This is a genomic window from Nocardiopsis sp. M1B1, assembly GCF_052466615.1.
Genome location: NZ_CP196194.1, coordinates 1,863,608 through 1,888,937, shown reverse-complemented (window position 1 = coordinate 1,888,937; position 25,330 = coordinate 1,863,608). Strand labels below are relative to the sequence as shown.

23 protein-coding genes are annotated in these 25,330 nt (G+C 72.2%); 12 read left to right on the top strand and 11 right to left on the bottom strand.

Annotated elements, in window-relative coordinates; translation table 11 throughout:
- Window positions 1-5 precede the first annotated feature (5 nt).
- Genes ACSTA4_RS08175 through ACSTA4_RS08155 form a run of 5 tightly spaced genes read left to right on the top strand, consistent with a single transcriptional unit; the run spans window position 6 to window position 6,730 of the window.
- Window positions 6-1,469 (top strand): aminotransferase class I/II-fold pyridoxal phosphate-dependent enzyme, encoded by a 1,464-nt coding sequence (locus ACSTA4_RS08175; RefSeq protein WP_444963028.1) that lies wholly within the window; start codon window positions 6-8, stop codon window positions 1,467-1,469.
- Window positions 1,466-2,680: an SAM-dependent methyltransferase gene (locus tag ACSTA4_RS08170; RefSeq protein ID WP_444963027.1), complete on the top strand. Its 1,215-nt coding sequence runs from the start codon at window positions 1,466-1,468 to the stop codon at window positions 2,678-2,680. The genes ACSTA4_RS08175 and ACSTA4_RS08170 overlap by 4 nt, the downstream gene beginning before the upstream one ends.
- Complete coding sequence (locus ACSTA4_RS08165) at window positions 2,677-3,366, top strand: ABC transporter ATP-binding protein (protein ID WP_444963026.1); 690 nt, start codon at window positions 2,677-2,679, stop codon at window positions 3,364-3,366. Before ACSTA4_RS08170 ends, ACSTA4_RS08165 begins: the two co-directional genes overlap by 4 nt.
- Entirely contained in the window at window positions 3,360-5,507 is a 2,148-nt protein-coding gene (locus ACSTA4_RS08160; protein WP_444963025.1) for an ABC transporter permease, read from the top strand. The genes ACSTA4_RS08165 and ACSTA4_RS08160 overlap by 7 nt, the downstream gene beginning before the upstream one ends.
- Complete coding sequence (locus ACSTA4_RS08155) at window positions 5,507-6,730, top strand: beta-ketoacyl-[acyl-carrier-protein] synthase family protein (protein WP_444963024.1); 1,224 nt, start codon at window positions 5,507-5,509, stop codon at window positions 6,728-6,730. The genes ACSTA4_RS08160 and ACSTA4_RS08155 overlap by 1 nt, the downstream gene beginning before the upstream one ends.
- Window positions 6,731-7,198: 468 nt before the next feature.
- On the opposite strand, the gene ACSTA4_RS08150 is transcribed toward ACSTA4_RS08155, so the two are convergent.
- The 5 genes from ACSTA4_RS08150 to ACSTA4_RS08130 form a co-directional block, all read right to left on the bottom strand.
- On the bottom strand, window positions 7,199-7,990 hold the full coding sequence (locus ACSTA4_RS08150) for a PhzF family phenazine biosynthesis protein (RefSeq protein WP_444963023.1): 792 nt from the start codon (window positions 7,988-7,990) through the stop codon (window positions 7,199-7,201).
- A gap of 80 nt (window positions 7,991-8,070) precedes the next feature.
- The gene (locus ACSTA4_RS08145) at window positions 8,071-8,508 is read right to left on the bottom strand and encodes an Lrp/AsnC family transcriptional regulator (RefSeq protein WP_130396955.1); all 438 of its coding nucleotides are present in this window, start codon (window positions 8,506-8,508) and stop codon (window positions 8,071-8,073) included.
- A 366-nt stretch (window positions 8,509-8,874) separates the two neighbouring features.
- Window positions 8,875-9,756 carry a hypothetical protein gene (locus ACSTA4_RS08140; RefSeq protein ID WP_444963022.1) on the bottom strand — a complete coding sequence of 294 codons (882 nt, stop codon included), beginning with the start codon at window positions 9,754-9,756 and terminating at the stop codon, window positions 8,875-8,877.
- Window positions 9,757-10,505: 749 nt separating this feature from the next.
- Window positions 10,506-11,744 (bottom strand): kynureninase, encoded by a 1,239-nt coding sequence (gene kynU / locus ACSTA4_RS08135; RefSeq protein ID WP_444963021.1) that lies wholly within the window; start codon window positions 11,742-11,744, stop codon window positions 10,506-10,508.
- Between the two features lie 38 nt (window positions 11,745-11,782).
- Window positions 11,783-12,670 carry a tryptophan 2,3-dioxygenase gene (locus tag ACSTA4_RS08130; RefSeq protein ID WP_444963020.1) on the bottom strand — a complete coding sequence of 296 codons (888 nt, stop codon included), beginning with the start codon at window positions 12,668-12,670 and terminating at the stop codon, window positions 11,783-11,785.
- Between the two features lie 208 nt (window positions 12,671-12,878).
- Here ACSTA4_RS08130 and ACSTA4_RS08125 point away from each other — a divergent pair, with 208 nt between their 5' ends.
- A complete protein-coding gene (locus ACSTA4_RS08125; RefSeq protein WP_444963019.1) occupies window positions 12,879-13,352 on the top strand; it encodes an Lrp/AsnC family transcriptional regulator in 474 nt (157 codons plus the stop codon).
- A 136-nt stretch (window positions 13,353-13,488) separates the two neighbouring features.
- Here ACSTA4_RS08125 and ACSTA4_RS08120 read toward each other — a convergent pair whose 3' ends face one another.
- Window positions 13,489-14,340: a helix-turn-helix transcriptional regulator gene (locus tag ACSTA4_RS08120; RefSeq protein WP_444963018.1), complete on the bottom strand. Its 852-nt coding sequence runs from the start codon at window positions 14,338-14,340 to the stop codon at window positions 13,489-13,491.
- Between the two features lie 86 nt (window positions 14,341-14,426).
- Here ACSTA4_RS08120 and ACSTA4_RS08115 point away from each other — a divergent pair, with 86 nt between their 5' ends.
- A complete protein-coding gene (locus ACSTA4_RS08115) occupies window positions 14,427-15,209 on the top strand; it encodes an SDR family NAD(P)-dependent oxidoreductase (protein ID WP_444963017.1) in 783 nt (260 codons plus the stop codon).
- A gap of 100 nt (window positions 15,210-15,309) precedes the next feature.
- Window positions 15,310-15,591: a DUF4031 domain-containing protein gene (locus tag ACSTA4_RS08110; RefSeq protein WP_013151835.1), complete on the top strand. Its 282-nt coding sequence runs from the start codon at window positions 15,310-15,312 to the stop codon at window positions 15,589-15,591.
- A 10-nt stretch (window positions 15,592-15,601) separates the two neighbouring features.
- Here ACSTA4_RS08110 and ACSTA4_RS08105 read toward each other — a convergent pair whose 3' ends face one another.
- The 3 genes from ACSTA4_RS08105 to ACSTA4_RS08095 are packed head-to-tail and all read right to left on the bottom strand — an operon-like array spanning window position 15,602 to window position 18,617.
- Window positions 15,602-16,258: an HD domain-containing protein gene (locus ACSTA4_RS08105; protein WP_444963016.1), complete on the bottom strand. Its 657-nt coding sequence runs from the start codon at window positions 16,256-16,258 to the stop codon at window positions 15,602-15,604.
- 45 nt (window positions 16,259-16,303) lie between these two features.
- The gene (locus ACSTA4_RS08100; protein ID WP_444963015.1) at window positions 16,304-16,966 is read right to left on the bottom strand and encodes a response regulator; all 663 of its coding nucleotides are present in this window, start codon (window positions 16,964-16,966) and stop codon (window positions 16,304-16,306) included.
- Between the two features lie 40 nt (window positions 16,967-17,006).
- Window positions 17,007-18,617, bottom strand: a complete 1,611-nt coding sequence (locus ACSTA4_RS08095; RefSeq protein ID WP_444963014.1) for a sensor histidine kinase — start codon at window positions 18,615-18,617, stop codon at window positions 17,007-17,009.
- Window positions 18,618-18,950: 333 nt separating this feature from the next.
- Here ACSTA4_RS08095 and ACSTA4_RS08090 point away from each other — a divergent pair, with 333 nt between their 5' ends.
- On the top strand, window positions 18,951-20,204 hold the full coding sequence (locus tag ACSTA4_RS08090) for an MFS transporter (RefSeq protein WP_444963013.1): 1,254 nt from the start codon (window positions 18,951-18,953) through the stop codon (window positions 20,202-20,204).
- 108 nt (window positions 20,205-20,312) lie between these two features.
- Window positions 20,313-20,780, top strand: a complete 468-nt coding sequence (locus tag ACSTA4_RS08085; protein ID WP_047868282.1) for a VOC family protein — start codon at window positions 20,313-20,315, stop codon at window positions 20,778-20,780.
- Between the two features lie 103 nt (window positions 20,781-20,883).
- Here the strand turns inward: ACSTA4_RS08085 and ACSTA4_RS08080 are convergent, their stop codons facing one another.
- Window positions 20,884-21,654: a DeoR/GlpR family DNA-binding transcription regulator gene (locus ACSTA4_RS08080; RefSeq protein ID WP_013151829.1), complete on the bottom strand. Its 771-nt coding sequence runs from the start codon at window positions 21,652-21,654 to the stop codon at window positions 20,884-20,886.
- 245 nt (window positions 21,655-21,899) lie between these two features.
- Here ACSTA4_RS08080 and ACSTA4_RS08075 point away from each other — a divergent pair, with 245 nt between their 5' ends.
- Entirely contained in the window at window positions 21,900-22,619 is a 720-nt protein-coding gene (locus tag ACSTA4_RS08075) for a glycerophosphodiester phosphodiesterase (protein ID WP_444963012.1), read from the top strand.
- An 85-nt stretch (window positions 22,620-22,704) separates the two neighbouring features.
- On the top strand, window positions 22,705-23,325 hold the full coding sequence (locus ACSTA4_RS08070; RefSeq protein ID WP_416024512.1) for a TetR/AcrR family transcriptional regulator: 621 nt from the start codon (window positions 22,705-22,707) through the stop codon (window positions 23,323-23,325).
- 40 nt (window positions 23,326-23,365) lie between these two features.
- Here ACSTA4_RS08070 and ACSTA4_RS08065 read toward each other — a convergent pair whose 3' ends face one another.
- Entirely contained in the window at window positions 23,366-25,285 is a 1,920-nt protein-coding gene (locus ACSTA4_RS08065; RefSeq protein WP_444963011.1) for a GDSL-type esterase/lipase family protein, read from the bottom strand.
- Window positions 25,286-25,330: the final 45 nt, after the last annotated feature.

Here is a 25,330-nt window from a genome sequence, read left to right as displayed (position 1 = left end):
CCCCCATGAGTCACACGAGTAACATGAGTACCGATCTGCTCAAAACCGTCGCCGAAATAGCCTCGTACGAAACCCACGAAATCGACCCCGGAAAACTCATGATCGACGACCTCGGGTTCGACTCGATCATGATCATGGACCTCGTCTCCAGCCTCGCCAAGAACTACCCCCAGATCCGCGCGATCGACCCGTGGGAGGACTTCCAGGACGACATCACCTACGCCGACCTCGAACTCCGTCTGCACGCACTGGTCGAGGACACCCCGGCGGACGCCCCCGCGGCTCCCGAGGGCATCGCACGGATGGAGAAGATCGTCCAGTTCGGGGACTTCCTCCGCGGACAGGAGGACCTGCCCTACTTCGCCGCCTACCGCGGGATCGCCGCGAACACGATCAGTGTCGGCGCCCGCACGTTCGTGAACTACTCCAGCTACAACTACCTCGGCACCAACGGCCACCCCCGTATCCGCAAGGCCGTCGACGACGCCGTCGCGGAGCACGGGACCTCGGTCTCGGCGAGCAGGCTCATCGGCGGCGAGATCGGCCTCCACGGGGAGCTGGAGCGCACGATCGCCGACTTCATCGGCGTGGACGACGCGCTCGTGCAGGTCGGCGGGCACAGCACCAACGTCAACATCCTGGGGAACCTGTTCGGTGAGGACGACCTGATCCTCCACGACTCCCTGGCCCACAACAGCCTCATCCAGGGCGCGCTGCTCTCCGACGCCAAACGCAAGCCCTTCAAGCACAACGACATGGAGAACCTGGAACAGGAGCTGGCACGGCTGCGCCCCAGGTTCCGCAACGTCGTCATCGTCGTCGAGGGTGTCTACAGCATGGACGGCGACCTGTGCCCCCTGCCGGAGCTGCTGCGGATCAAGGAGCACCACGACGCCTTCCTCATGATCGACGAGGCCCACTCGATCGGCACCGTGGGGCGCGCGGGCCGCGGTGTGGCCAGCCACTTCGGTGTCGACCCGCGCCGCGTCGACATCCACATGGGCACCCTCAGCAAGGCCTTCAACAGCTGCGGAGGCTACATCGCCGGAAGCCGCGGGTTCGTCGAGTACCTGCGCTACAACCTCCCCGGCTTCGTCTTCAGCGTGGGTATGACCCCCGCCAACACCGCGGCGGCCCTGGAGTCGATCCGCCTGTGCCAGGAGAACCCCCACTGGATCGACGAGCTGCACGAGGTCTCCCAGCGCTTCCTCGGCGCCCTGAGGGACATGGGCCTGGACACGGGCAAGAGCGGGGGCACGCCCGTGGTCCCGCTCATCACCGGCGACTCCGCCCTCGCCCTGAGGTTCTCCGAACAGCTGCACGTCAGCGGCATCAACGTGGCGCCCATCCTGCACCCGGCGGTCCGGGAGGACGAGGCCAGGCTCCGCTTCTTCCTGTCCCGCCTGCACACCGAGGAGGACCTCGAGGTGACCTTCAAGGCCCTGAACGAGCTGGAGGCCGCCCGATGAGGCACAGCGAGATCGCCCTCAGGCGGCACAACCTGGCGCTGCGCTCCCGGCAGACGCCCGTCGTCCGCGCGGCGCTGGCGGCGGCGAACGGGCTGGGCCTGCGCGGCGGACCCCTGCTCCAGCTCCTCCTCCTGTCCAAGCTCCAGGGGTTCCTCCGGCACATCGTGCTCACCCTCATGGACCGGGAGTTCCCCGACGGCGACCTGTCCGCGCGCCCGGACACGGACCCCCGGATCCTCGACGACTTCCTCCGGCTCGCCCTGGAACTGGGCGTCGCCGCACGGGTGGACGGCGCCGTCGTCCCCGAACCCGCCTACACCACCGGGTTCCCCGGCTTCGGCGGCGACTCGGCCACGCGCCCGCGCGCCGAGGCCGAGAAGGACTACGTGTTCGTCCGAGGGCTCATCCGCAAGGCCGAGGCGGACGGGGAGTCCGGGCCGCTCCACCGGCCGGACGTGCGCTACCTGATCGTCCTCAGCCGGTACATCCTCGAACTGGAGGGCATGAGGTTCGACGCCCAGGTCGCGCCCTCCTTCTCCGAGAAGTTCTACTCCGACCTCGGGGCACTGGCCTACGAGCTCTACACGAAGCGCTCGTTCGAACGGCTCTGCCGCAGCCTCTCCCCCGCGTCCGTCCTGGACATCGGCTGCGGTGACGGCCTGCACATGAGCTCGGTGCTCTCCACCCTGCCCACCGCCCGGATGGTCGGCCTTGAACCCCAGGTGAAGGTCGCCGACGCCACACGCCAGCGGCTGTCCGGGCATCCGAACACACGCGTGGAATCGGTCCGGTTCACCGACCACGACACCGACGACCGCTTCGACATGGTCCTGAGCAGCTTCATGATCTTCTACATGCCCGAGGAGGAACGCGTCCCGTTCTTCCGCAGGGTCCGTGAGGTCCTGTCGCCGACGGGCACCTACGTCATCGGCCAGTACTTCCCCGACTTCGAGGACGTCCAGGAGGTCCTCGTACGCTCGACCTCGCCGGTGCCCAACACCCAGCTCTACCTGTCCGGTGTGGGCAACTCCCTGGTCAAGGCCGAGGCCCTCCTCAACCGCGTGCTGTCGGACTTCCGGTCGGTGGCCTACTGGAGCACACTCCAGGACCAGCTCTCGGAGGCCGGCCTGGCCGTGGAGGAGATCGTTCCGGCCGACAGCATGTACTACTCGTACTTCCTGCTCGTGCGGCGGGCGGAGGGCGCCTCGTGATCGCGGCGGAGGACCTGGTCAAGTCGTTCCCCGTCGGCGGGGAACACGGCACCACCGTGCTCAAGGGGGTGTCCCTGAAGATCGAGGAGGCGACGCTCTGCACCATCCTCGGCCCGTCCGGATCCGGGAAGTCCACACTCCTCAACTGCCTGTCCGGCCTGGAGGGGATCGACTCCGGCACCGTCACCGTCGCCGACCGCGACGTCCACTCCCTGTCGCGCCGGGAGGTCGACCGCTTCCGCCGCGACGAGATCGCGTTCGTCTTCCAGGAGTACAACCTGGTCGGGGACCTGACGCTGCACGAGAACATCGTGCTCGACCGGCCGCTCATCCCGAAGGTGGACGAGCTGATCGACGGCTGGAACCTGCGCGGCGTGGTGGACAGCTTCCCCGGTGAGTGCTCCGGCGGCCAGCGGCAGAAGTGCGCGATCCTGAGGGCGCTCAACAAGGAGTGCGCGATCCTGTTCTGCGACGAGCCCACGGGCGCGCTCGACACGGTGTCGACCCGCGAGGTCTTCTCGGTGCTCCAGGACCTGACCCTGCGGTTCGGTGTCACCATCGTGATGATCACGCACAACGAGCTGGTCACGGGGATCTCCCACCAGGTCGTGCGCCTGCACGACGGCCGTGTCGTCTCCGACGACCGGGGCCTGGCACCCGTGGACGCCTCGTCGGTCGCATGGTGAGCCCCGCCCTCCGCGACACGCTGCGCAAGCGGGTACGGCGACGAGCGAAACGCAACTGGCCCGAGCTCGTGACGCTCTTCCTCATCACGGTCATCGGGTTCACCCTGAGCAACTCCTTCTTCGTGGCGTCCACGAGCGTGCTCGGCGACCTCGAACGCTTCGCCGAGGAGAACAACCAGGAGGAGGGGTACTTCCTCGTCGCCGACGGCGGGGAGGGGGAACGGGTACGGGGTGAGGTGGCCGACGGGGTGGAGTCGGTGCTCAGCGCCGACGTGCCGGGACCGGACGACTCCACTCTGCGGCTGTTCCCTCCCCGGGAGTCGGTCAACCTGCACGCGGTGGTCGCCGGACGGGACCTGGAGGCCGACGACGACGTGCTGCTCGACGAGCAGTACGCGAACGCCCACGGGCTGGAGGTCGGCGACCGCGTCACCGTCGGGTCCCTCGACCTCGAAGTGGTCGGCTTCGCGACCGCACCCGACTACATGACCACCAAGAGCAGCGAACTGGTCCTCCAGCCGAACGCGGACGATTTCGGCATGGCGTTCGTCACCGGCGACACCTTCGACGCGGAGTTCCTCGACGAGGCGACCCGGCAGTTCTCCTTCGACGAGCGCACCGACGTCGCGTCCGTCATCGACGAGTACGCTCCCTCACTCATACGCGACTCGGACAACAACTCCCGGATCCAGCAGGTCATCGGGGACTCCGCCGCCCCGCGCGACCTGGCCGCGCTCATCTTCGTCATCTTCACGGCCATCATCGTCGCCCTGGTGTCCGTGTACCACTTCGAGACGCGCAGGAGGGAACAACGCGACATCGCCACCTTCGAGCGGCTCGGGCTCGCCTCCCGCCTGCGCGGGCACTACCGGGTCGAGACGGTGCTCACACTCGTCGCGGCCTGGGTCGTGTGCACGGCCCTGACGGCGGTGGCGGCGACACCGATCATGTCGATCAACGGCAGGCTCTACAACTATCCGCCGCTCTCGGTCGACGTCCCGGTGCTGGTCGCCGTCTCCCTGGTCACCCTCGCCGTGCTGCTCCTCGTGGACTACGCCTGCTACCGGATGGTCCACCGAAGGCCCCGCCGGCGCCGCAGGGCACGCCGGGAGCCCCGTGTGTCCACCTCGGGGCTGCGGTTCATCCCCGACTTCGGGCTGCGGCTACGGCTGGTCAAGGCCCTGCGCAACCCCCGGGAGCCACTGTCCCTGGTCGCGCTCGTGCTGATCGTCAGCCTCTTCGTGAACTTCTCGTTCATGCTGAAGATCTCGGTGGACGAGTACGTGGCGATGCTCGAAACGGACACCGACTACGAGTACATGTACGTGCTGTCGGACGCCGTGGCCGAAGCGGGCCTGGAACGGGACGAGGACGAACTCGCCCGGCTCACCACCCTGTACGACGACGAGCACGTCGCGCAGATGGTGTTCTCCGTACCGTCGGACTCGCGCTTCTTCGGTGAGGTGGACGAACCCACCGTCACCGAGGCGTTCGCCGACAAGTACGGGGTGGGCGAGGGCAGCGAGCTCCGGTTCACCGACATCGAGGGCGAGGCCGAGTACACGCTGGAGGTCGGCGCCGTCACCGACAACGCGACCTCCGCGCTGGTGTACGTCCCCGAGGACCAGCGGATCGAGGACTCCGGAACGCGGGCCCCGTCCGTCCCGGTCGCGTTCACCGGGTCGCGCCACCCCGACCTGCACGACGCGGTCCCCTCGGTCTCGCGGGAGAGCATCGCCTCCTCGGGGGAGAGCATCGTCGAGATCATCAACATCCAGGTGTCGCTGCTCATCGGTATCGCGGTGGCCCTTCTGGCCATCATGCTCCTGTCCATCTACCGCTTCACCTTCGCCACCCAGGGGGAGTTCGTCCGGATCATGCGGATGAACGGCTACTCGCCCGGCGTCCTCAACCGGGCGGTGTTCGGCTACACGGTCCCCCTGGTCGTGTCGCTCGTCGCTCTGACCGCGTTCGCCGCCTCGGCCGTGGTCCGGGCGTTCTTCGACCGGATCATGTCCACCTTCGTCACCTTCGTCCCCGCGAGCACGTCCTATCTGCCGTTCGCCCTGACCTGCTCGACCGTGCTCGTGCTGTTCGCGGTCGTCCTCATCAGGTCGCGATCCCGCCTGAGAAGGAGTTGATGGTGTCCGAAACGAAACGACGCGTCGTGGTGACCGGTACCGGCGTGGTGAGCCCGATCGGCGCTGACACGGAGGAGTTCTGGGGATCGCTGCTCAACGGCAGGACGAACTTCACCGAACCGGACATCGAGGGCGTGACCCTCGTCGCCCGGGTGCCCGACGGTTGGGAGGAGGGGTTCCCCACCCGCGTCCGCCGCCACACCGACCGGGTCACCCGCCTGGCGCTGCGCGCTTCGAAGGAGGCCCTGACCGGTGCGGGCCTGCTCGATCTGCCCGAGGTGCTCCACGGGGCGGGCCTGTTCATGGGCAGCTCGATCGGCGGCGTGCAGACCCTCGCCTCCGAGTTCGGCGACGGGGCCGTCCACGGGGTGCGGGAGATCTCCCCCCTGATCGTGCCCAAGGGGCTCATGAACATGATCGCGGCGAACATCTCCATCGAGTTCGGGCTGCGGGGCGAGGCGCTCAGCTACGCCTCCGCGTGCGCCTCGGGCAGCGTGGCGATCGGCGAGGCGTTCCGGAGGGTGCGCGCGGGCGATCTGGAAGTGGCCGTCGCCGGAGGCGCTGAGGCCTGTGTCATCGACCAGGTCCTCGAACCGTTCAGGAAGCTGGGCGCCATGACGTCCTCGTCCGATCCCGACGGCGCGTCGGTGCCCTTCTCCGGGAACCGCTCGGGGTTCGTGATGGCGGAGGGCGCGGGGGTCCTCGTCCTGGAGTCGTGGGAGCACGCGCGTCGGCGGGGCGCGCCCGTCCTCGGCGAGGTGGTGGGCTACCACGGCACCTCGGACGCGGGTTCGCTGCTCGCCCCCGACCTGGACGGGGTCACCCGTGCGATGGCGGGGCTGTTCTCGCCGAGGTCCGACCACGGGGTGTCCGAGGTCGGATACGTCAACGCGCACGGCACGTCCACCCAGCTCAACGACCGGACGGAGGCGTCGGCGATCGCGTCCCTGTTCCCGCACCGGCCGCTGGTGTCGTCGACCAAGTCGTACTACGGCCATCCGCTCGGAGCGGCGGGCGCGCTGGAGGCGATCGTGTGCCTGCTCAGCCTCGGCAGGGGCGTGGCCGTTCCCACCCTGAACGTGGGCAAGGACGACGTGGACCCCGACATCGACCTCAACCTGCTCCTGGGGGACCCGCAGCCGATGCCCGACGGACTGGCCCTGTCGAACTCCTTCGCCTTCGGCGGGCAGAACTCCTCGCTCCTCCTGTCCCGGGCGGAGTGAGGGAGCCGTCCCGGGGGGTGTTCCGCGGGTCCGCCGCAGAGGGCCTGCGGACAACCGCACCGGACGCTCCGGTCGTCGCCCGCCCGGACGAGGACCGGAGGTTCAGCGCGCCCTGAATCCCGCGGTCCCGCCCGCCCGGGCGGGCGGCGCCGGTGGGACGGCTCCGCCGGCAACGCCGCAACGGTGGCCGTCCGCCGGAGAGGACCGGCCCCGCTGGGGCGACGGGGCCGGTCTTCCGGGGGGTGCGCCGCGGCCCCCCGATACCAAGGGGGTGTGCCGGAGGGGCCGCGGCGGGCACCTCCCCGGGAGGGGTGGGGAGGTGCCTCGGACCAGTTCTACCGGAACTCGGGGCCCCGTGAGGGGGAAACCCGGATTCCTCCGTCCCCGCGCTCACATTCGGTCCCGCCCGGCCCCGCCGCCCGCACAGCCGGAACCCGCACCCTGGGGGTGCGCGGAGCTGGCCAGGGCCTAGAGGAGCAGCGTGCCGGTGGCCACGGTGACCGCCTCGCCACCGATGATCACCCGCCCGTTGCGCTCCTCCACCAGCAGGTCGCCGCCGCGCGCGGAGGCCTGGTGGGCGCTCAGCTCGCTGCGGCCCAGGCGGTCGGCCCAGAACGGGGTGAGCACGGTGTGCGCCCTGCCGGTGACCGGGTCCTCGGGCACGCCGACGTTGGGGCCGAAGACCCGGGAGACGAAGTCGGGGCCCTCGTCGGCCCGGGCGGTGACGATGACCAGGTGGTACGGCATCCGCCCCAGCGCGGCGATGTCGGGCGACAGCCCGCGCACGGCCTCCTCGTCGGCGAGCTCGACCAGCAGGTCCTGGCCGCCGAGGCCCAGGCCGGTCCACAGGGGGCGCGAGCCCAGGGCCTCGGCCAGTCCCTCGGGCTCCTCGACGCGCTTGGGCCACGCGGCGGGGAAGTCCATCCACAGCCGCCCGTCCCGCTCGGTGACGGTGAGGACGCCGCTGCGGGTGGTGAAGCGGTAGGGGCCGGGGACACCGAGTTCGGACAGGGTGTGCGCGGTGGCCAGGGTGGCGTGCCCGCACAGGTCGACCTCGACGGTGGGGGTGAACCAGCGCAGCTCGTAGTCGGCGCCGGACTCCCGCACGGGCCGGGCGAAGGCGGTCTCGGACAGGTTGAACTCGGCGGCCACGCCCTGCGCCCAGTCGTCGGAGTAGGCCTCGTCCAGGACCAGGACGGCGGCGGGGTTCCCGGCCAGGGGCCGGTCGGTGAAGGCGTCGACCACGCGGTACTCAGGCATGGGGCCCAGACTAGGACCCTCCCCGGCACCGCCCCAAGGGCCGCTTCGCGGGGCGGTGGCCCCTTTCGCCCCGGCTCCGTCTAGAGCGGCGGCTCGTCCAGGATGAACATGGTCTGCGTGCTCTTGACCTCGGGGATGCGCTGGAGGCGTTCGAGGACGAAGGTGCGCAGGGCCGCGGCGTCGGTGACACGGACCAGCAGGAGCAGGTCCACGTCCCCGGAGACGAGCGCGGCGTGGTCGACCTCGGGGATGTCGCGCAGGTAGCCGCGGAAGCGTTCCCAGGAGTGCTGCTCGATACGCACCGACACGTAGGCCGACAGGGCGGTGCCGTACTTCTCGGGGTCGATGACGGCGGTGAAGCCGCGGATGACGCCCTCCGAGCGCAGGCGTTCGAGGCGGGAGTAGGCGTTGGCGCGGGAGATGTGCGCCTGTTCGGCGACCGCGCGGATGGACATGCGCCCGTCGTCGCGGAGCAGGGAGATGATGCGACGGTCGGTGTCGTCCAACTGCACGGCCATGTGTCTACCTCGTACCGCTCACACGATCATCGACGGAGAACATCCGGGCCGTCGCGCCGCACTACTGGGCAGTTCGTCCAGTATCCGGATGGACTTATCGACAATATGGGGTGATTCACCTCATATTCAAGACATGAAGCACACCGATGAGCGATCCGGCCCGGCTCCTCCACTCCCCTCGGCGGAGCCGGTGCGCCTCGTGGACCGGCGCCCGGCCCCGGCCCACGGGCCGCGGGAGGCCTGAACGGCGGGCCCGCCGGTGCGGACCTTCCTGCCGCGGACGCGAACGGGGGCCGCGGCCGGTCGGCCGTGGCCCCCGCGGTGCGCCGGAACACGTGTCCCGGCCGACGGGCCGTCCTGTGCGGGTCAGCGCCCGCCGCGCAGCCTGTCGATCACGGAGTTGAGCCGCGTGCCCAGGCTGTGGCGGCCGCTGCTCGCGTCCGTCAGACTTCCGCCGTCGTCCTCGGCTCCGGCGTGGGCGCCAGACGGGCGGCGCGTCCAGGCGAAGAGCACGGCGAGCAGCACGGCCGGGATGAGGGCCAGGGCCAGCAGCCCGGTGCCGCTGATGACGCCGTCGGAGCCCATGAGCTGGAAGCCGGACAGGTCGTTGGCCGCGGTCTCGGCGGTCACGCCGCCGTCGCCGTCCTCGTTCCCGTCCTCGGCGGCGCCCTCCTCGGGCTGCTCCTCGGCGCTCTGCTCGGGCTCGCCCTCGGCCTTCTCCGGGGCGGGCTCCTCGCTCTGCTCGGTCTTCTGCGCGCTCTCCTCGGCGGGCTCCTCGGTCTCCTCCTCGGGAAGGGCGTCCTCGGGGATCGGGGAGACCGCGTCCTCGCACTTGTTGCCGGGCTGCTGGAAGGGGTGCGGTGCGCCCTCGGTGCCCGCGCCGTCGCCCCACTCGGTGATGTAGTACTCCACCTCGAGGTGGCCGTTGCCGCCGCTGACGGTGTAGTCGCTGTCGTTCCAGGTCTCGCCCGTGATCTCGGCGAAGGTCTTGCCGTCCATGTCGAGGAGGACGTCACAACCCTCGGAGGGGGCGCCCGGGCCCCGGTCGCCGATGAAGAACTCGGCTTTCTTGCCCTCGTAGACGACATAGCCCTCGGTGCCGAGCGGCCAACTGGGGCTGGAGAAAAGGCCCTTCTGCATGGGTTCCCCGCTCGCGGGGGCTCCTGTGTCCCCGTTGATGCCGGAACCGTCGTCCCAGAAGTAGGTCGCGGTAACTTCGCCGTGCTGAATGGGAGTGTCGTTGCTCATAAGTAGGAAGCCAGGTTGACGACAGGGCCGAGAAGACCGCGGGCATGACTCGCCCGGCGTGCGGGCACGCTCGGTGCGCCCCCGCGAGGGCGTGGTCAAGGCAGGGTTCTCCCGCGTCGCTGGCGGCGAGTGGCGGGCGGGAACGGGATGTACCGATGGGATTCGGCTTCTCCGCTGGCGCAGGCGCGTGGATTCGCGCGGCCCTGTCCCCGGGGAAAGAGGTCTCGACTCCCTTGCGGCTCTCGGCCGGTCAAGGGCTCGGCATCGGTTCGTCAAACAGCAATAACGAACCGATCACGAGGACACTAACCCACGTTTAGGCAAAGCGCGCAATCCCCCGAGGTAAAATGACTTTGCGTGTCTCTCGCAATACGCTACGAAACGGGTCGTGCGAGGGACCGAAAACGCGAAAAGCCCCGGTGGCAGGGGATTTACGGACCGCCCCGGGACAGTGGAGGGGCCTTTCCGTGGCCCTCGTCATAGTTTCGACTCCACCCGCCCGAGGACGGCCGTGGAGCGGCACGGGGAGCCCCGCGCCCCGGGCCGCGGCGGCGGACGGGGAGGATGCGGGTTACCGGCGAACGTGGTCAAGACCACGCAAAACACACATACGGGAACGGTCAGCGCCGCTCCGGCCGGCTCCGGGCACGGGCGAAGGAGCCCCGGAGGGCCGCCCGACCGCCGGGCACGGCCGCCACGACGGTCCGGGGTCCGGCGGCCCGGCCCCGGGCCGGGCCGGGCGCCGGGTCTCAGGTCACCTGACCCCGGCGGGAGAAGCGCTCCTGGCGCCACTCCCCCGTCTCCACGACCTCCAGCAGGGCCTGCGCGGCGTCCCACACGTCGACGTAGCGCAGGTAGAGCGGGGTGAATCCGAACCGCATGACGTCGGGGGCGCGGAAGTCGCCGACCACACCGCGCGCGATGAGCGCCTGCACGATCGGGTACCCGGCGCCCTCCTCCGGCTGCACCAGGGCCACCTGGCTGCCGCGCCGCGCGTGCTCCGCCGGGGTGATCGAGGAGATCCCCGCCCGGGCCGCGCGCTCCAGGAACAGGTCGGTCATGGCCAGGCTCTTGGCGCGCACCAGTTCCATGTCCGCCCGCGCCCACACGTCCAGACTCGCCTCCAGGGCGGCGTCGGCCACCAGCGGCTGCGAACCGCTCAGGAAGCGCGACACCCCCTCGGCGGGCTCGTAGTCCGCGGTGAAGTCGAAGGGGCGCGCGTGCCCGTGCCAGCCGCTCAGGGGCTGGTCGGCCGCGGCGTGGTGGCGGCGTGCGGCGTACAGGAACGCGGGGGCGCCCGGACCCGCGTTGAGGTACTTGTAGGTGCACCCCACCGCGAAGTCGGCGCCGCTGCCGGACAGGTCGACGGGGACCGCGCCCGCGCTGTGGCACAGGTCCCAGACCACCAGGGCGCCGTGCTCGTGGGCCAGGCGGGTGATGCCGGGCATGTCACGCAGGGTGCCGCTGCGGTAGTCCACGTGGCTGAGCAGCAGGACCGCGACGTCGCCCCGCTCCAGGTCCCGGGCCAGCGCGGGGCCGTCGGGGTCCGCGCGCCTCTGCGTGGCGCCCGTCAGCGAGGCCGCCCCCTCCGCGACGTACAGGTCGGTGGGGAAGTTGCCCGCCTCGCCCAGCACCACAGAGCGGTCGGACATGCGCAGCGCCGCGACCAGGGTCTTGAACAGGTTGGCCGAGGTCCCGTCGCCGACGATCACCTCGTCGGCCGCCGCGCCGACCAGCGGCGCGATCTTGGCGCCCAGGGTGCGCGGCTTGTCCCACCACCCGGCGTCGTTCCAGCTGCGGATGAGGTCGCGCCCCCACTCGCGTTCGATCATGTCGGCTACCCGGCCGGGGGTGGAGCGCGGCAGCGCGCCCAGCGAGTTGCCGTCCAGGTAGACCAGGCCCTCGGGGAGGACGAACTCCTCCCGGAAGGGAGCGAGGGGGTCGGCCGCGTCGAGCGCGACACAGTCCGCGCGGGTGGCGGGGGTCATCGGGGTCCTGCTTCCTCGTGGCAGCGGGTGGGAACGGGTCAGACGGTACTGCGGAGGGACCACAGCTCGGGGAAGACGTCCTGCTCAGCGTTGCGCGCCAGCCAGTTCAGGCCGTTGGAGCCGCCGCTGCCGGGCCTGCCGCCCAGGGTGCGCTTGACGGCGACCAGGTGGCGCTGGCGCCACCGGGTGACCCGCTCCGCGACGTCGAGCAGCGCCTCGGCCAGCAGGAACAGCTCGTTGCCGGGCACGTCGTGGGCGTAGACGGCCTTCCAGGCCTCCTCCACGCCGGGGCTGGCCTCGTAGGACAGGGTCCAGTCGCGCTCGACGCGGTCCTCGGGGACGGGAAGGCCGCGGCGGTGCAGCAGCCGCAGCGCCGCGTCGTAGAGCCCGGGCCGCTCCAGCAGGGCGGTGAGCTCGCCGGCGACGCCGTCCATGGCCTTGTGCGGGCGGATCATGGCGGCGGACTTGTTGCCGAGCAGGAACTCCAGCTTGCGGTAGCCGTAGGACTGGAATCCCGAGGCCTCGCCGAAGGAGTCGCGGAAGCGGTTGAACTCGGTGGGCGTCATGTCGGCGAGCAGGCCCCAGGAGTCGTTGAGCACGTCCTGGGCGTTGCGGGCGCGGCGCAGCCAGGCCAGGGCGCCGGGCACGTCGTCGGCCTCCAGCGCGTCGCGGGCGGCCTCCCAGCGCTCCCGGACCAGGGTGAACAGCAGCTCCATGACCTGGGTGGCGATGATGAACGAGGGCTCGGCGGGCTCGGCGGTGCGCGGCTTCTGCAGGGACAGCAGGGTGTCGATGCCGGCGTAGTCGACGTAGGGGGTCGCACGGTCGAAGGACAGGGTCGGGCTGTCGTCCCCGGCGCTCCGGGCCGCCTCGGCCCCGCCGGGGTCACCGGCGTACGGACACTGCTGGGCGGTCGTGGTGAGCATGCGAAACCCCTTGTCGCGATCGCGTGTACGGCGGCGCGCCCGCGGCGCCTCGGGCGGAGGGGTCCGCCCCCGCGCACGGCCGCCGGGCGCGTGAGGTGACATCATCGGGCACCCGCGCCCCGAACAGGAAGGGCCGTCGCACACGCGAAGGGGACATTGGCCTAGCATTCGTAAGTCGTTGTGACTCTCGACTTTGGGAACGCAAAGCATGGCCTCACGGTTGGCAACCCCGCTGGACAGCGTCGACCAGCGCATCCTCGCCGAGCTCCAGCGGGACGGGCGCCTGTCCTTCAACGAACTGTCCCGCCGGGTGAACCTGTCCGCGCCCGCCGTCGCCGACCGCGTACGGCGCCTGACCGACCGCGGGGTGATCACCGGCTACCACGCGCACGTGGACCCGGCCGCGGCCGGGCTGCCCGTGACCGCCCTGGTGCGCATGGAGTGCTTCGGCGCGCACTGCCTGCTGCGCGACGAGGCGTCGCTGGAGATGCCGGAGATCCTCCAGGTGCACCGGGTGACCGGCGACGACTGCTGCGTCCTGCTCATCGCGGTCCGCTCCATGGAGCACTTCGAGGAGGTCATCGACAAGCTCGCCGAGCACGGCCGCCCCTCCAGCACCATGGTGATGTCCAGCCCCGTGCCCTGGCGCCCGGTGAGCGCCCCGGTGACCGGGCGGCCCTGACCGCGGGGGCCTCGGCCGCGACCGCCCGCGCTGACGCCCGCGTCGGCGGCGGGCCGGTCACCCGCCCGCGCGCGGCGCTACCCCGGTGCCGCCCGGCTCGGCCGCCGCGATCGCCCGGTCACCGGGCCGCGCGGCGCTACCGCGGTCCGACGCCGGACCCGGCGCCGAGGACGCCCAGCAGGGCCAGGGCCTCGGCGCCGGAGGACCCCGGCGGCGCGCTGTAGAGCACCACGTGCTGGTCGCGGTCGGTGAGCGCGAGCGCGTCGCAGTCGACGGTGACCTCCCCGACGACCGGGTGCAGGAAGGTCTTGGTGAGCGTCCGCGCGGCCCGCACGTCGTGCCGCTCCCAGAGCCGGACGAAGTCGGGGCTGGTCTCGCGGAGCTCGTCGACGAGGCCGGTCACCGCGGGGTCCTCCGGGTAGCGGGCGAGGGCGGCGCGCAGCTCCATGACCACGTGGTGCCGGAACCCGGCGGCGTCGGAGTCCCCGTACAGCGCCGTGCCGGGCCGCGTCGGCCCGAGGAACGCCTGGCGCGCGAGGTTGCGCTCCTTCGGGGTGAGTTCGCCGAAGTCGTGCATGAGCGCGGCCGCGAGGTCGTTCCAGGCGAGGACCTCGAACACGGCGGACATCACGATCCCGGCCGTCGAGGGCAGGCGTTCGAGGAGGGTGAGGATGCTGGGGCGCACGTCGCGCCGGTGCAGCCGGGTGCGGTTCGGCGCGGTGCCCGCGAGGACGTGGAGGTGGTCGGACTCGGCGTCCGTGAGCCGCAGCGCGTCCGCGATCGCGGCGAGGACCTCGCCCGACGGCCGCGGCGCCCTGGCCTGTTCGAGCCGGACGTAGTACTCCGTGGAGATGTGCGCGAGGACCGCCACCTCCTCGCGGCGAAGACCCGGTGTCCGCCGACGCGGGCCCGAGGGGAGGCCGACGTCCGACGGCCGCAGCCGTTCGCGGCGGCTGCGGAGGAAGGCCCCGAGTTCCCGTCTGTCCATACCCCGATTCTGCCCGCCGCGCGGCGGCGGATCCTGGTACCGCCTGTACCTGTATCCGGCCCGGAGGCCGAGCTGACACTGTCAACATGACGAACGACAGCAAAACCTCACCCATCGGCCTGCTCACCGGCAAGGTCGTCCTCATCACCGGCGCCAGCCGGGGGATCGGGGCGGCCGCCGCCCGCCTCTTCGCGAGGGAGGGCGCGGCCGTCGTGCTCGCCGCACGCGGCACCGACGCCCTCCGGCGGATCGTCACCGAGATCCGCGCCGACGGCGGCGACGCGGAGGCGGTGACCATGGACCTGGCCGACCGGGCGAGCATCCGCGCGGCGGTCGGGCGCGTGGAGGAGCTGCACGGCCGACTCGACGGCGCGTTCAACAACGGAGCGGCGGTCCAGCAGCCCGGCCCGCTGGACACGACGAGCGAGGAGGACGTCGAGACGCAGTTCACGGTGAACTTCCGGGGGCAGTGGACCGCGATGACGGCCGAGGCCGAGCTCATGCGCCGAAACGGCGGCGGGACGATCGTCAACACCTCCAGCGTCGGCAGCCGCCGCGCCAACCCCGCCCTGCCCGCGTACGGCGCGATGAAGCGCGCGCTCAACAGCATCACCGAGTCCGCCGCCGTGACCTGGGCCCGGCAGGGGATCCGCGTGAACGGCATCACCCCCGGCGGTACCGCGACGGAGATGCTCGACGCGTGGGAGGCGGTGTCCCCCGGCGTCATCGAGCACAACAGGGCGGCGACCCCGCTCGGCCGCCTGGCCGAGCCCCGCGAGGTGGCCGAGGTGGCCGCGTGGCTCCTCAGCGACCGGGCCTCGATGGTGACGGGCGCGATCGTGCCCGTGGACGGGGGTCTGGGCGCCTGAGGCGGGTCGGAGGGAGCGGGGCCGGGCGGAGTGGGCGGGGCGGGACCGGGGCGGAGACGGGCCGCACCGGTCCCGCCCGGACAGGACCTACAGTTTCGGGATGAGCGTTCTCATCGACACCCCGGTCTGGCCGGGGCCGCGCGGCTGGCTGTTCGCGCACCTGGTCAGCGACAGCTCCTACGAGGAGCTGCACGCCTTCGCCCGTGCGCTCGGGGTGGACCCGCGGGCGTTCGAGCGCGACCACTACGACATCCCCGAGCACCTGCACGCGCGGGCCCTGGAGCTGGGCGCCGAGCACGTCAGCGGGCGCGAACTGGTCACGCGTCTGCGCGCGTCCGGGCTGCGGCGGCCCAAGGCCGCCCGGCTGACCGGCACGGCCTGACCGGGCCGGTTCAGGGCGGGGGCGGCTCCACCGGGGGCGGGGCGTTCAGCCGGTCGAGTTCGGCGAGCACGTTCACCCGGGCCCGCGCCTCCCAGCGCGCCCGCCCGGCCGTGGTGTGGAACAGGTGCGGCGCCTCCAGCAGCGACCGCAGCACCGCGGTCCGGCCCGTGCGGAAGTCCTCGTCGGGAACGTGCCGGTACTCGGCGCGCACCGCCGTGGTGTAGGCCAGGTACTCGTCGGCCGGGGCGGCCAGCACCGACAGGTCGGCGTCGCAGAGCACCGCGCCGTCGGCGTCCCACCTGCCCGGCCGGTGCGTCGCGGTCACCCCGACCAGGCGCACGACCTCGCGGACCCGCGCGGTCCCCATCCCCGTCAGGGACAGCAGCCGCTCGGCGAGCCGCGCGCTCTCGCGCTCGTCGCGGCCCGGGACCCCCTCGTAGACGGCGTCGTGGAACCAGACCGCGTAGCGCACGAGGTCGGCGTCGCGCACCCTCTCCTCGCGGAGCAGCAGGTCGACCGCGCGCAGCACGGCCTCCAGGTGGGCGGGCGTGTGGTAACGGCGGTGCGGCTCGTTCCAGCGGCCCAGGAGTTCGGCGCCGACCGCCACCGCCTCGGGTCCGTCCCCGGCGAGTCCGCGCCAGGCGGCTTCCAGCCACGCGTCGTCCATACTCCCCATTCTCCCCCCGTCGCGGCGGGTCCGCCCGGCACCGGGTCAGGTGTCGGAGGTGTCCACGAGTCCGGCCTCGTGGGCGAGGATGGCCGCCTGCACCCTGTTGCGCATCTCCAGCCGGTTGAGGATGGCGCTGACGTAGCTCTTGACGGTGCCCTCCACGAGGAACAGCCGGTCGGCGATGTCGGCGTTGGACAGGCCCGCCCCCACCAGGGCCAGCACCTCGCGCTCGCGCTGGGTGAGTTCCTCGACCCGGGCGACGGCCGCCGCCTCCCGGGCGGCCCGGGGCCCGCCGAACCGGGCGATGACCTGGCGCGCCACCTGGGGGGACAGGTAGGCGCCGCCGTCGGCGACCGCGTGCACCCCGGCGATCAGCTCGCGCGGGTCGCCCGCCTTGAGCAGGAAGCCGCTGGCGCCGCCGCCGAGCGCCTGGGAGATGTAGCTGTCCTCCCCGAAGGTGGTGAGGATGACCACGGCGGTCTCGGGCGCGACCCTGCGGATCTCCGACGTGGCGGCGAGGCCGTCCATCCGGGGCATCCGGATGTCCAGCAGCGCCACGTCGGGGCGGTGGGAGAGCACCAGGTCCACGGCCTCGCGGCCGTCCGCGGCCTCGGCCACCACGTCGATCTCCGGATCGCTGCGCAGGATCGCCCGTACCCCGGCGCGGATCATCGCCTCGTCGTCGGCGAGCAGCACCCTGATCACGTGTGTCCCTCTTCCCTGTGTCCGTCGCGGGTTCGCGTGGTCACCGTAGCGGCGCCTCGCCCTTGCTCAGCAGCCGCCCCTCGGAGAAGCAGAGCTGGTAGAAGAACGTCTCCTCGCTGAAGAACACGCCATCGCTGCGGTAGTAGCTGCACGTGGCTCCCGGGGGGACGGCGTCCTGCGCCAGCACGCTCGCGTCCATGTACACCGAGTTCGGCGGCAGGGCCTCCTCGACCTCGGCCTGGGGGTCGCCGACGGTCAGGTCGGCGAACTCCTCGGGGGTCAGGGTGCTGCTCTCCATGTTCGTGACGCCGATCCAGCCCAGCCCGAGCACGATCGCCACGGCGGCGGTGACCGGGACCAGGGCCAGGACCATCGTCCAGCCGCGCACCCGGCGGCGGGCGGCGAGCTGGAGCTGGTCGATCTGGGCCGCCTCCCCGTCCTCGTCGGGCCCCGTCCCGGCGGTGCCGTCCAGCGGCATGGTCGCGCAGACCTCCCAGCCGCCGTCGCCGTTCGGCCCGGCGGCGAAGGAGCCCCCGGTAAGGCGGACGCGCTCGCGCAGGCCGATGAGTCCGCGCCTGCCGCCCGGGCCGGTGTCGGGGCACGGTCCCGGGGGCGCGGAGTTGGTGACCCTGGCCTCCACCCGCTCCCCGCTGGCGGTCAGCCACACGGTCACGTCGGCGCCGGGGGCGTACTTGGCGGCGTTGGTGAGCGACTCCTGGACGACCCGGTGGACCGCGCGGTCGACCATCGGAGGCAGGCGGCCGGTGTCGCCGTCGCGCACCAGCACGACCCGCATGCCGGAGTCGCGAACGCGCTCGACCAGCGCGGGGACGCCCTCGCCCGCGGGGGTCATGGGCGCGGGTTCGGTGTCGGCGCGCAGCACGCCGATGATCTCCCGCAGGCTGTGGGTGGCGTCGACCGCGGTGATCCGCAGCTCGGACGCGGAGCGGCGGTGCTCCTCGTCCAGGTCGGGGCTGACCTCCAGGGCCCCGGCGCGCAGGGCGATGAGGCTGAGCTCGTGGCCGAGGGAGTCGTGCATGTCCTGGGCGATGCGGGAGCGCTCGCGCAGCCTGGCCTCGTCGACGGTGAGGCGGTGCTCGCGCTGGAGTTGGCGGGCGTGCTCCCATCCGGCCTCGGCCAGGGCCACGTGCTGGCGCCGGTAGACGCCCACCAGCCAGGGGAGCACTGCGGTGAACACGGCGGTGCTCACGGTGGCGGGCCACGCGGCCGGCACCTCGGGCCACAGCAGCGCTCCGACCGCCGTCCACAGGACGGTCACGGAGGTGAAGAGCACCAGCGCCGACCACACCGTGGGGACGCGGCGGCCCACCAGGTAGGCGACGCACAGCAGCAGGACGCCGAAGCCGTACACCCAGAACGAGCCGATCAGCGCCACGGTCAGGGCGAGCAGCGGGTAGAGGCGGCAGAGCACCACGGTCAGCGCGGTCAGCGCCACCGCGGCGCACGCGGTGGCGAGCGCCTCGGCGGCCGACGTCTCCCCGGCGCGCCAGCGGATGAGCATCTCCCCCAGGCACAGGGCGGCGATCGCGGCCCCGAACAGCACGTCGCGCCAGACGGCGCCCCGGGTGGGCCAGCCCCCGAGCGGGGTCAGCGCACGCCGAAGGCCCGCGCGCGGTACGGAGAGGTCCATGCGGGTGAACCTACACATCGGGGGCGGGTCGGCGGCACCGTCGAAAGTCAGGGTCGGGCCACCCCTTTTCCGGCGGGCGGCGCCCGCGCCCGCCCCTCCCCGCGCGGCGCGTCCGGTGGGAACGCCGCGGGGCCCGCCGGGGTCGCGGAAGCCCCCGCACGGGTACCGGGAGGCCCGCCGGGGCCCGAAAGACCCCCCTGCGGGCGCTGCGAGGGCCCGCCCACCGACGACGGCCATATCATGGGATGAATTTTGGCCCTTTCGCGATGACCCGAGCCGTACGGCCGTGCCGGGATCCGGGGGTCGGCAACCACGACCGCGGACAGGGGCCGGATGTCACCTTTGGACACGCTGCGGCGCATGCACCACATCGCCGGGTGGCCGCTGCTCCTGAGCACCTTCCTCGCCCGCCTGCCGATCTCCATGTCCCTGATCGGCCTGCTCACCCTGGTCACCACCACGACCGGGAGCGTGGCCGCCGCGGGTGCGGTGACCGGCGCCTTCGCGCTCGGGGAGACCGTGGGCGGGCCCGTCATCGCCCGTTTCGCCGACCGGCGCGGGCAGCGCGTCCCGGTGCTGGTCACCTCGCTCGTGGACGCCGTGCTCATCACCGTGCTCGTGAGCGCCGTCCTGGCGGAGGCCTCCGCCCCGGTCCTGGCCGTGCTGGCCGCCGTGGCGGGCCTGTGCATGCCCCAGATCGGCCCCATGGCGCGCACGCGCTGGGTGGTGCTCATCCGGCGGGGGCCGCACCGGGGCGAGGAGCGCGAGCGTTCGGTGTCCGCGGCGATGTCGGTCGAGGGCGTGCTGGACGAGGCCGCTTTCGTCCTGGGCCCCGCCCTGGTGGGCCTGCTCACCGTGACGCTCTCCCCGGCGGCGAGCGTGCTGGGCGCGGCCGTGCTCATCGGCGTGTTCGGGACCGTGTTCGCCCTGCACCCCACCGCGCCGCCCGGGACCCCGCCGGTGCGGGGCGCCGGGGGCCGCATCGCCACGCCCGCGCTGCTGGTGCTGGCCGTCCCCATGTTCTGCCAGGGCCTGTTCTTCGGCGGCATGTCCACCGGCGTGACCGCGTTCTCCGCCGCCTCCGGACACGGGGACCTGTCCGGGCTGATGTACGCGGTGATGGGCACCAGCAGCGCCGTCGCGGGCCTGCTGATGGCCTCCGTCCCCGTGGGCTTCCCGCTCACCGCGCGGACCCGGATCGCGGCGGGCGCGCTGTTCCTGCTCACCCTGCCGCTGTACGCGGCCCACGGCGCGGCCGCCCTGGCGGTGGCCATCTTCGTCCTGGGCGCCGCGATCGGCCCGCACATCGTGAGCCTGTTCGGGCTGATCGAGAGGGCCGCCCCGGCCAGCCGCCTTTCGCAGTCGATGGCCGTCGTCCTGAGCTGTCTGATCCTGGGGCAGGCGCTGGGGTCGTCGGTCGCGGGCGTCCTGGCCGACGCGTACGGCCACCAGGGGGCGTTCGTGCTGGCCACGCTGGGCGGCCTGCTCTCCTTCGCGGTGACCGTCCTGGTGATGCGAGCCCGCTGGTACGTGCGCGGCGAACCGTCCTCTCCGGCGACGGTGACACGTTCCACTCCGGGCGCCTGAGAGGGGTGACGGGGGAGGTCAGGGGGTGTGTCGGGGTGATTCGGGGAACATCAGGCGTTAAACCCGCGTTAAAGAGGGACCCATCATTCTGACTCCGACCTAGGCTCGATGATCGTGCTCGATCTACTGGCCACCATCGGCCCCCGCCGCAGAGAGGTGCCCGTGCCCCAGCTCAACGGGCTCGCCCGCGTCACCCTGTCGGTCCGCGACCGCGACGAGAGTGTGCGCTTCTACCGCACGGTCCTGGGTTTCCGGGTCCTCGGCAAGCGCGACCACGAGGGCACACGGCGCACCGAGTGCCAGCACCCGGCCTCCGGGCTGCTGCTGGCGCTCATCCAGCACCGCGACAACTTCAAGGGCAGGTTCGACCGCAGGCACTGCGGCCTGGACCGGCTCACCCTGGGCGTGGAGAACCTGGGTGAACTGGAGGCCTGGGAGGAGCGCTTCGCGGAGATGGACGTGGAGCACTCCCCGGTGATGCACGGCGAGGAGGGCTCCACCCTGCTCTTCTACGACCCGGACGGCACCGAACTGGCCCTGTTCGCCCACGCGGAGCTCGACGCCGACGAGGACTGAGCCGCGCGGAACCGCGGCCCGGGCCTCGTCCACGCGCGCCGTCGACCGGGCGGGGAGCGGGTTCGGACCCCGAGCCTCCGGAAAGCCCGGCGGGCTCCCCTGTCTACTCCACCTCGACCAGCTTCAGGCGCACGTCGCGCTCGGCGAGGTCGTCCACGGCCGAGCGCGGGAGCCGGTCGTCGGTGATGATCAGGTCGAACTCCTCCAGGCTCGCCACCCTGAAGGTGCCGAACTTGCCGTACTTGGTGCTGTCGACCGTGAGCACGCTCTTGGAGGCGATCCGCAGCAGCGCCTGCTTGGCGACCACCTTGGCCTCGGAGGGCGTGGTCGACCCGCGCTCGGCGTCCCAGGAGCTGCTGGCGATGAAGGCCAGGTCGACGTTCACCTGGCGCAGGAAGTCGGCGGTGAAGCGCCCGACCGAGGAGTGATCGGAGTGCGAGACCACCCCGCCGGTGTGGATCAGCTCGATCCCCGGGTACTCCATCAGGTGGCCCACGACGTTGAAGTCGCTGGTGATGACGGTCAGGCCGACCTTGTCGGTGAGCAGCGGGACCATCTGCAGCGTGGTCGTGCCCGCGTCCAGGTAGATGGTGAAGTTCTCCCGGACCAGGTCGGCCGCCGCGCGCGCTATGGCCCGCTTGGCGGGCACCTCCAGCTGCGCCTTGGCCAGGTAGGAGGGCTCGCTCTTGAGCCGCGCCGCGAGCCGCACTCCCCCGGTGACCGACAGCACCTTGCCGTCGTTCTCCAGCGCCTGGATGTCACGCCGGACCGTCATGTGGGACACGGACAGCATCGACGTGAGCTCGTTGATGCTCAGCACGTGGCGCTCCTGAAGGAGCTTGAGGATGTGCTCTCGTCTCTGGTCCGGAATCATCGTTCGCCTCACACTCCAGGGACGGTCATGGGGCACCGTGCGGTCACGACGCCGTGTAACAAAGTTTCCCAGCTCGCCGCACCCCGTCGGCGTCCCCGACGACGTGAGTCCGCTCGCAATCGCGGCGCCACGCAACGGCAACACCGTTCCGGGCGGGGCGACGCACGCCCGTCCGCGCCCGCCCCCGGCGGGCGTTTTTCCTGTTTGCACCACGTAAAGCGGAAGTCTTTGCCACCCTTGACGACATGACGTTGTCCATCGCACTGCGCGGAGACACCGCACGCTTCCCGGGAAACACCCTCCCGGCCCTGCGTTCAGCCTCGCGTGCCGGGGCTGACCTGGTCAAGATCGACGTCCACCTCACCTCCGACGGCTATCCCGTCCTGGTGGACGAACGGCTCGTGGCCCTTCCCGGTTCCCCGCCCCGACCCGTGGGGGATCTGACCCTGGCCGAGATCGCCACCGCCCGCGACGACGTGGAGCGGCGCGTGCCCACCCTGATGGAGGTGCTCGCCGAGTACACCGGCGACGCGCCCCCTCCCCTGCTCGTGGACGCCGGCGCGCCCGACGCGGCGCTGGCGGCGGACAGCCTGCTGCGGGCGCGCGGGTTCGGCGACCAGGTGCTCTTCACCGGTTCCACCGAGACCCTCGACGCCCTGCGCGACCGCAGCTCCGAGGCCCGGCTGATGCTGGCCTGGGACAAGCCGGGCCCTCCGCCCGAGGACGTGGTGCGGACCCTGCGTCCGACCTTCCTCGGTACGCACTACACGCTGCTGACCCGGGAACTGGTCTCGGAGATGCACCTGCGCGGCTACCGCGTCACGGCGTGGACGGTGAACGACTTCCCCGAGATGGCGCGCGTGGTGGGCATGGGCGTGGACGCGCTCGCCACCGAGCGGATCGAGGACCTGGTGTCTCTGACCAGCGGACGGGAGCGGCGGGCACCGGCCGCCGGTCCGGTCTGAGAGCGGGGGGCGCGGAACCGATCCGGTGAAAGACCACACGCCCTCCCACCCCTCCGGGGGCGTACTCCGAGCGATGAGACAGCACATGACGGCCGACACATCCCCTCACGCGCTCCGCACCACGGCACCCGTCCTGGACTGCGCGGCGCACCTGTTCGCCCAGCACGGCCCACAAGGCCTGGCGATGTCCGAACTGACCTCCCGGATCTCGGACGAGACCGGGGCCGACCCCGCCGCGCTCAGGCGCGCCTTCCCCACCCGGTTCGACCTGGCCTACGCCGTCGTGCTGCGCTCCACACGGGAGCGGGTGCACGGGCAACTGGCCGCGGACCGGCCGGACCGGCCCGCGAAGGAACGCATGTCCACGCTGGTCAGACGGCACGTGGAGACCGGCTGGCGGCACCGGGCGGCGACCGCGCTGGGACACGAGCTGCTTCCGGTGCTGCGCGCCATCCACCCGGCCCGACACCGCGAGGTCACCTCACTGACGCGGGCGTACCGCGAGCACGTGCGCGGCATCATCCTGGACGGCGTGACCCGCGGGGACTTCGGGGTGCGCGAGCCCGGGCGGGTCGCCGACGAGGTGCTGGCGACCTTCGACTCCCTGCTGCACTGGTACGACCCCGGAGCCGGGCTGAGCCTGGACGACCTCGGCGCCGTCCACGTCGACCTCGTGCTCCACCACCACCTGGGGTGCCCGCGCTGACCGGACCGCCGCGGCGGGTGCCGTGCCCCGTGCCGGGCCCCTAGCCGCCGACGAGCTGGTAGAGGTCCACCGACTCGGCCAGCGCGCGCAGCCCGGCGTCCCCCGGGTGGAGGTGGTCGCCCGAGTCGTAGGCGGGCAGCATGCGGCTGGGGTCCTGCGGGTCGCGCAGGACCGCCTCGAAGTCCCACACGCCGTCGAAGGGCGACAAGGGGTCGTTCGCCTGCGCCCGCAGGTGGTCGTTGACCTGTTGGCGGGCCCGGTCGACCTCCTCGGTGCAGCGCGTCTCACCCCCGCAGGGGCCGAGCGTGGCCACGAACACCCGCATGCCGTTCTCGCGGGCCAGCCCCGCGATCTCCTCGATCCCGGCGATCACCGACTCGGGCGGGGTGCTCCAGCGCAGGTCGTTGATCCCGGCGAAGACGACCAGGGTGTTCACCCCGCTCTGGGCCAGCACGTCCCGGTGCACCCGGTGGGTCAGCGCCACCCCGGTGGGGTTGGTGGAGACGCCCTCGCCCGGATAGCCGTCCCGGATCACGTGGTTCCCGGCCACACCGAGGTTGAGCACGCCCGGGTTGGGCAGCCCCGGCTGCTCGGACAGCCGGGCGCTGAGCACGTCGGGCCAGCGGGCGTGGGCGTCGGGGGTGGAGCGGATCCCGTCGGTGATGGAGTCGCCGAAGGCGGCGATCGCGCCCGGTCCCCCGGAGACCTCCACCGCGGTGAGGAAGGGCCACTGCGCGACCCGGCCGGTGAACGGCTCCCCCGTGGTCTCCAGGGTCAGGTCTCCGCTTCCGGGCGCACTGGTGTAGTTGGTGTCCACCGAGGCGTAGTGCACCGGCGCGGTGGTCACCCGCTCGGGCAGGTGGACGCTGACCAGCACGTCGGTCTGCGGCGGCAGGAGCATCTCGACGGGGTCGCTGAACACCTGTCCCCCGGCCGGGATGACGGTGTCGGAGCGCCCCCCGAAGGTGAGCGGGACCGCGGCGCCGCGGGAGGCGGCGCCGCTTCCGCGCAGTGCCACGGAGGCCGCGCCCACGGTGACGGGGGCGGCGGCGAAGGTGTTGTCCAGGCGGATGCGGACCGTGTGGCCGCCGGTGGTCGTGCGCACCGACAGCCGCAGGGTCTGGTCCTGCCAGGGGCCCACCTCCATGTAGCCGGAGGTGGCGCGCGCCCAGGTGCCCGTCCACTCCGTGTCCGCGGCGCGCCCGCCCACGGAGAACACGTGGATGCGGCCCGCCTGGTCAGCGGTCTCGGGCAGCACCACGTGGGAGATCTCGCGGGCGGGGTCCACGGTGACGCCGCGCGCGTACAGGCGTGCCGCGCCGAGGGCGGGGCTGGGACCGGCGTGCCGCGCGGAGTTGGCGTAGGGCAGGGTGAGCGCGGCCTCGCTCGCGGGCCCGGCGGTCCAGTGCGGCACCGACAGGGTGAACTCCTGCTCCCGGCCGTCGGCGTAGACCACCCTGCCGGTTCCGGTGACCTCGGCCTGGACGCCGTCGGTGCGGGTCGCGGTGGCCAGGAAGGTGAGCGACCGGTAGCGCTCGTCCGCGAGCCGCAGGAACTGGCCGTCCGAGACCAGGTGGTCGGGGCGGCCGGGAGCGTAGTCGGGCAGCTCCATGGGCGTGCCGAGCAGGACCACCTCGCGGCCGGGCGTCCACCCGGCGGCGGCCAGCGCCTGCGAGGACAGGCTGTTCCCGGAGCCGTCGAGGTCGACGGTGGCGACGGAGGTGTCCCGGGAGACGCCGATCCGGTCGACGAGGCCGCTGAAGGGGACGGCGTTCACCGCGGGGACGGTCTGCTCCCTGGACTCGGAGGGCCCGGAGCCCTCGTCCCGGGAGACGGCGGTGCTGACCACGACCACGAGGAGTACCGCCGCGGCCGCCGCGGCCAGGCCGCGCAGCAGGCGGGGACGGAGCTCCGCCCCGTGCCGGTGGGTTCCGCGCCGCCGTGTGCCGTCCGCTCCCAACGCTCGCCTCTCCCCCCGAATGCATCTGTCCACCGACTGTCGGAC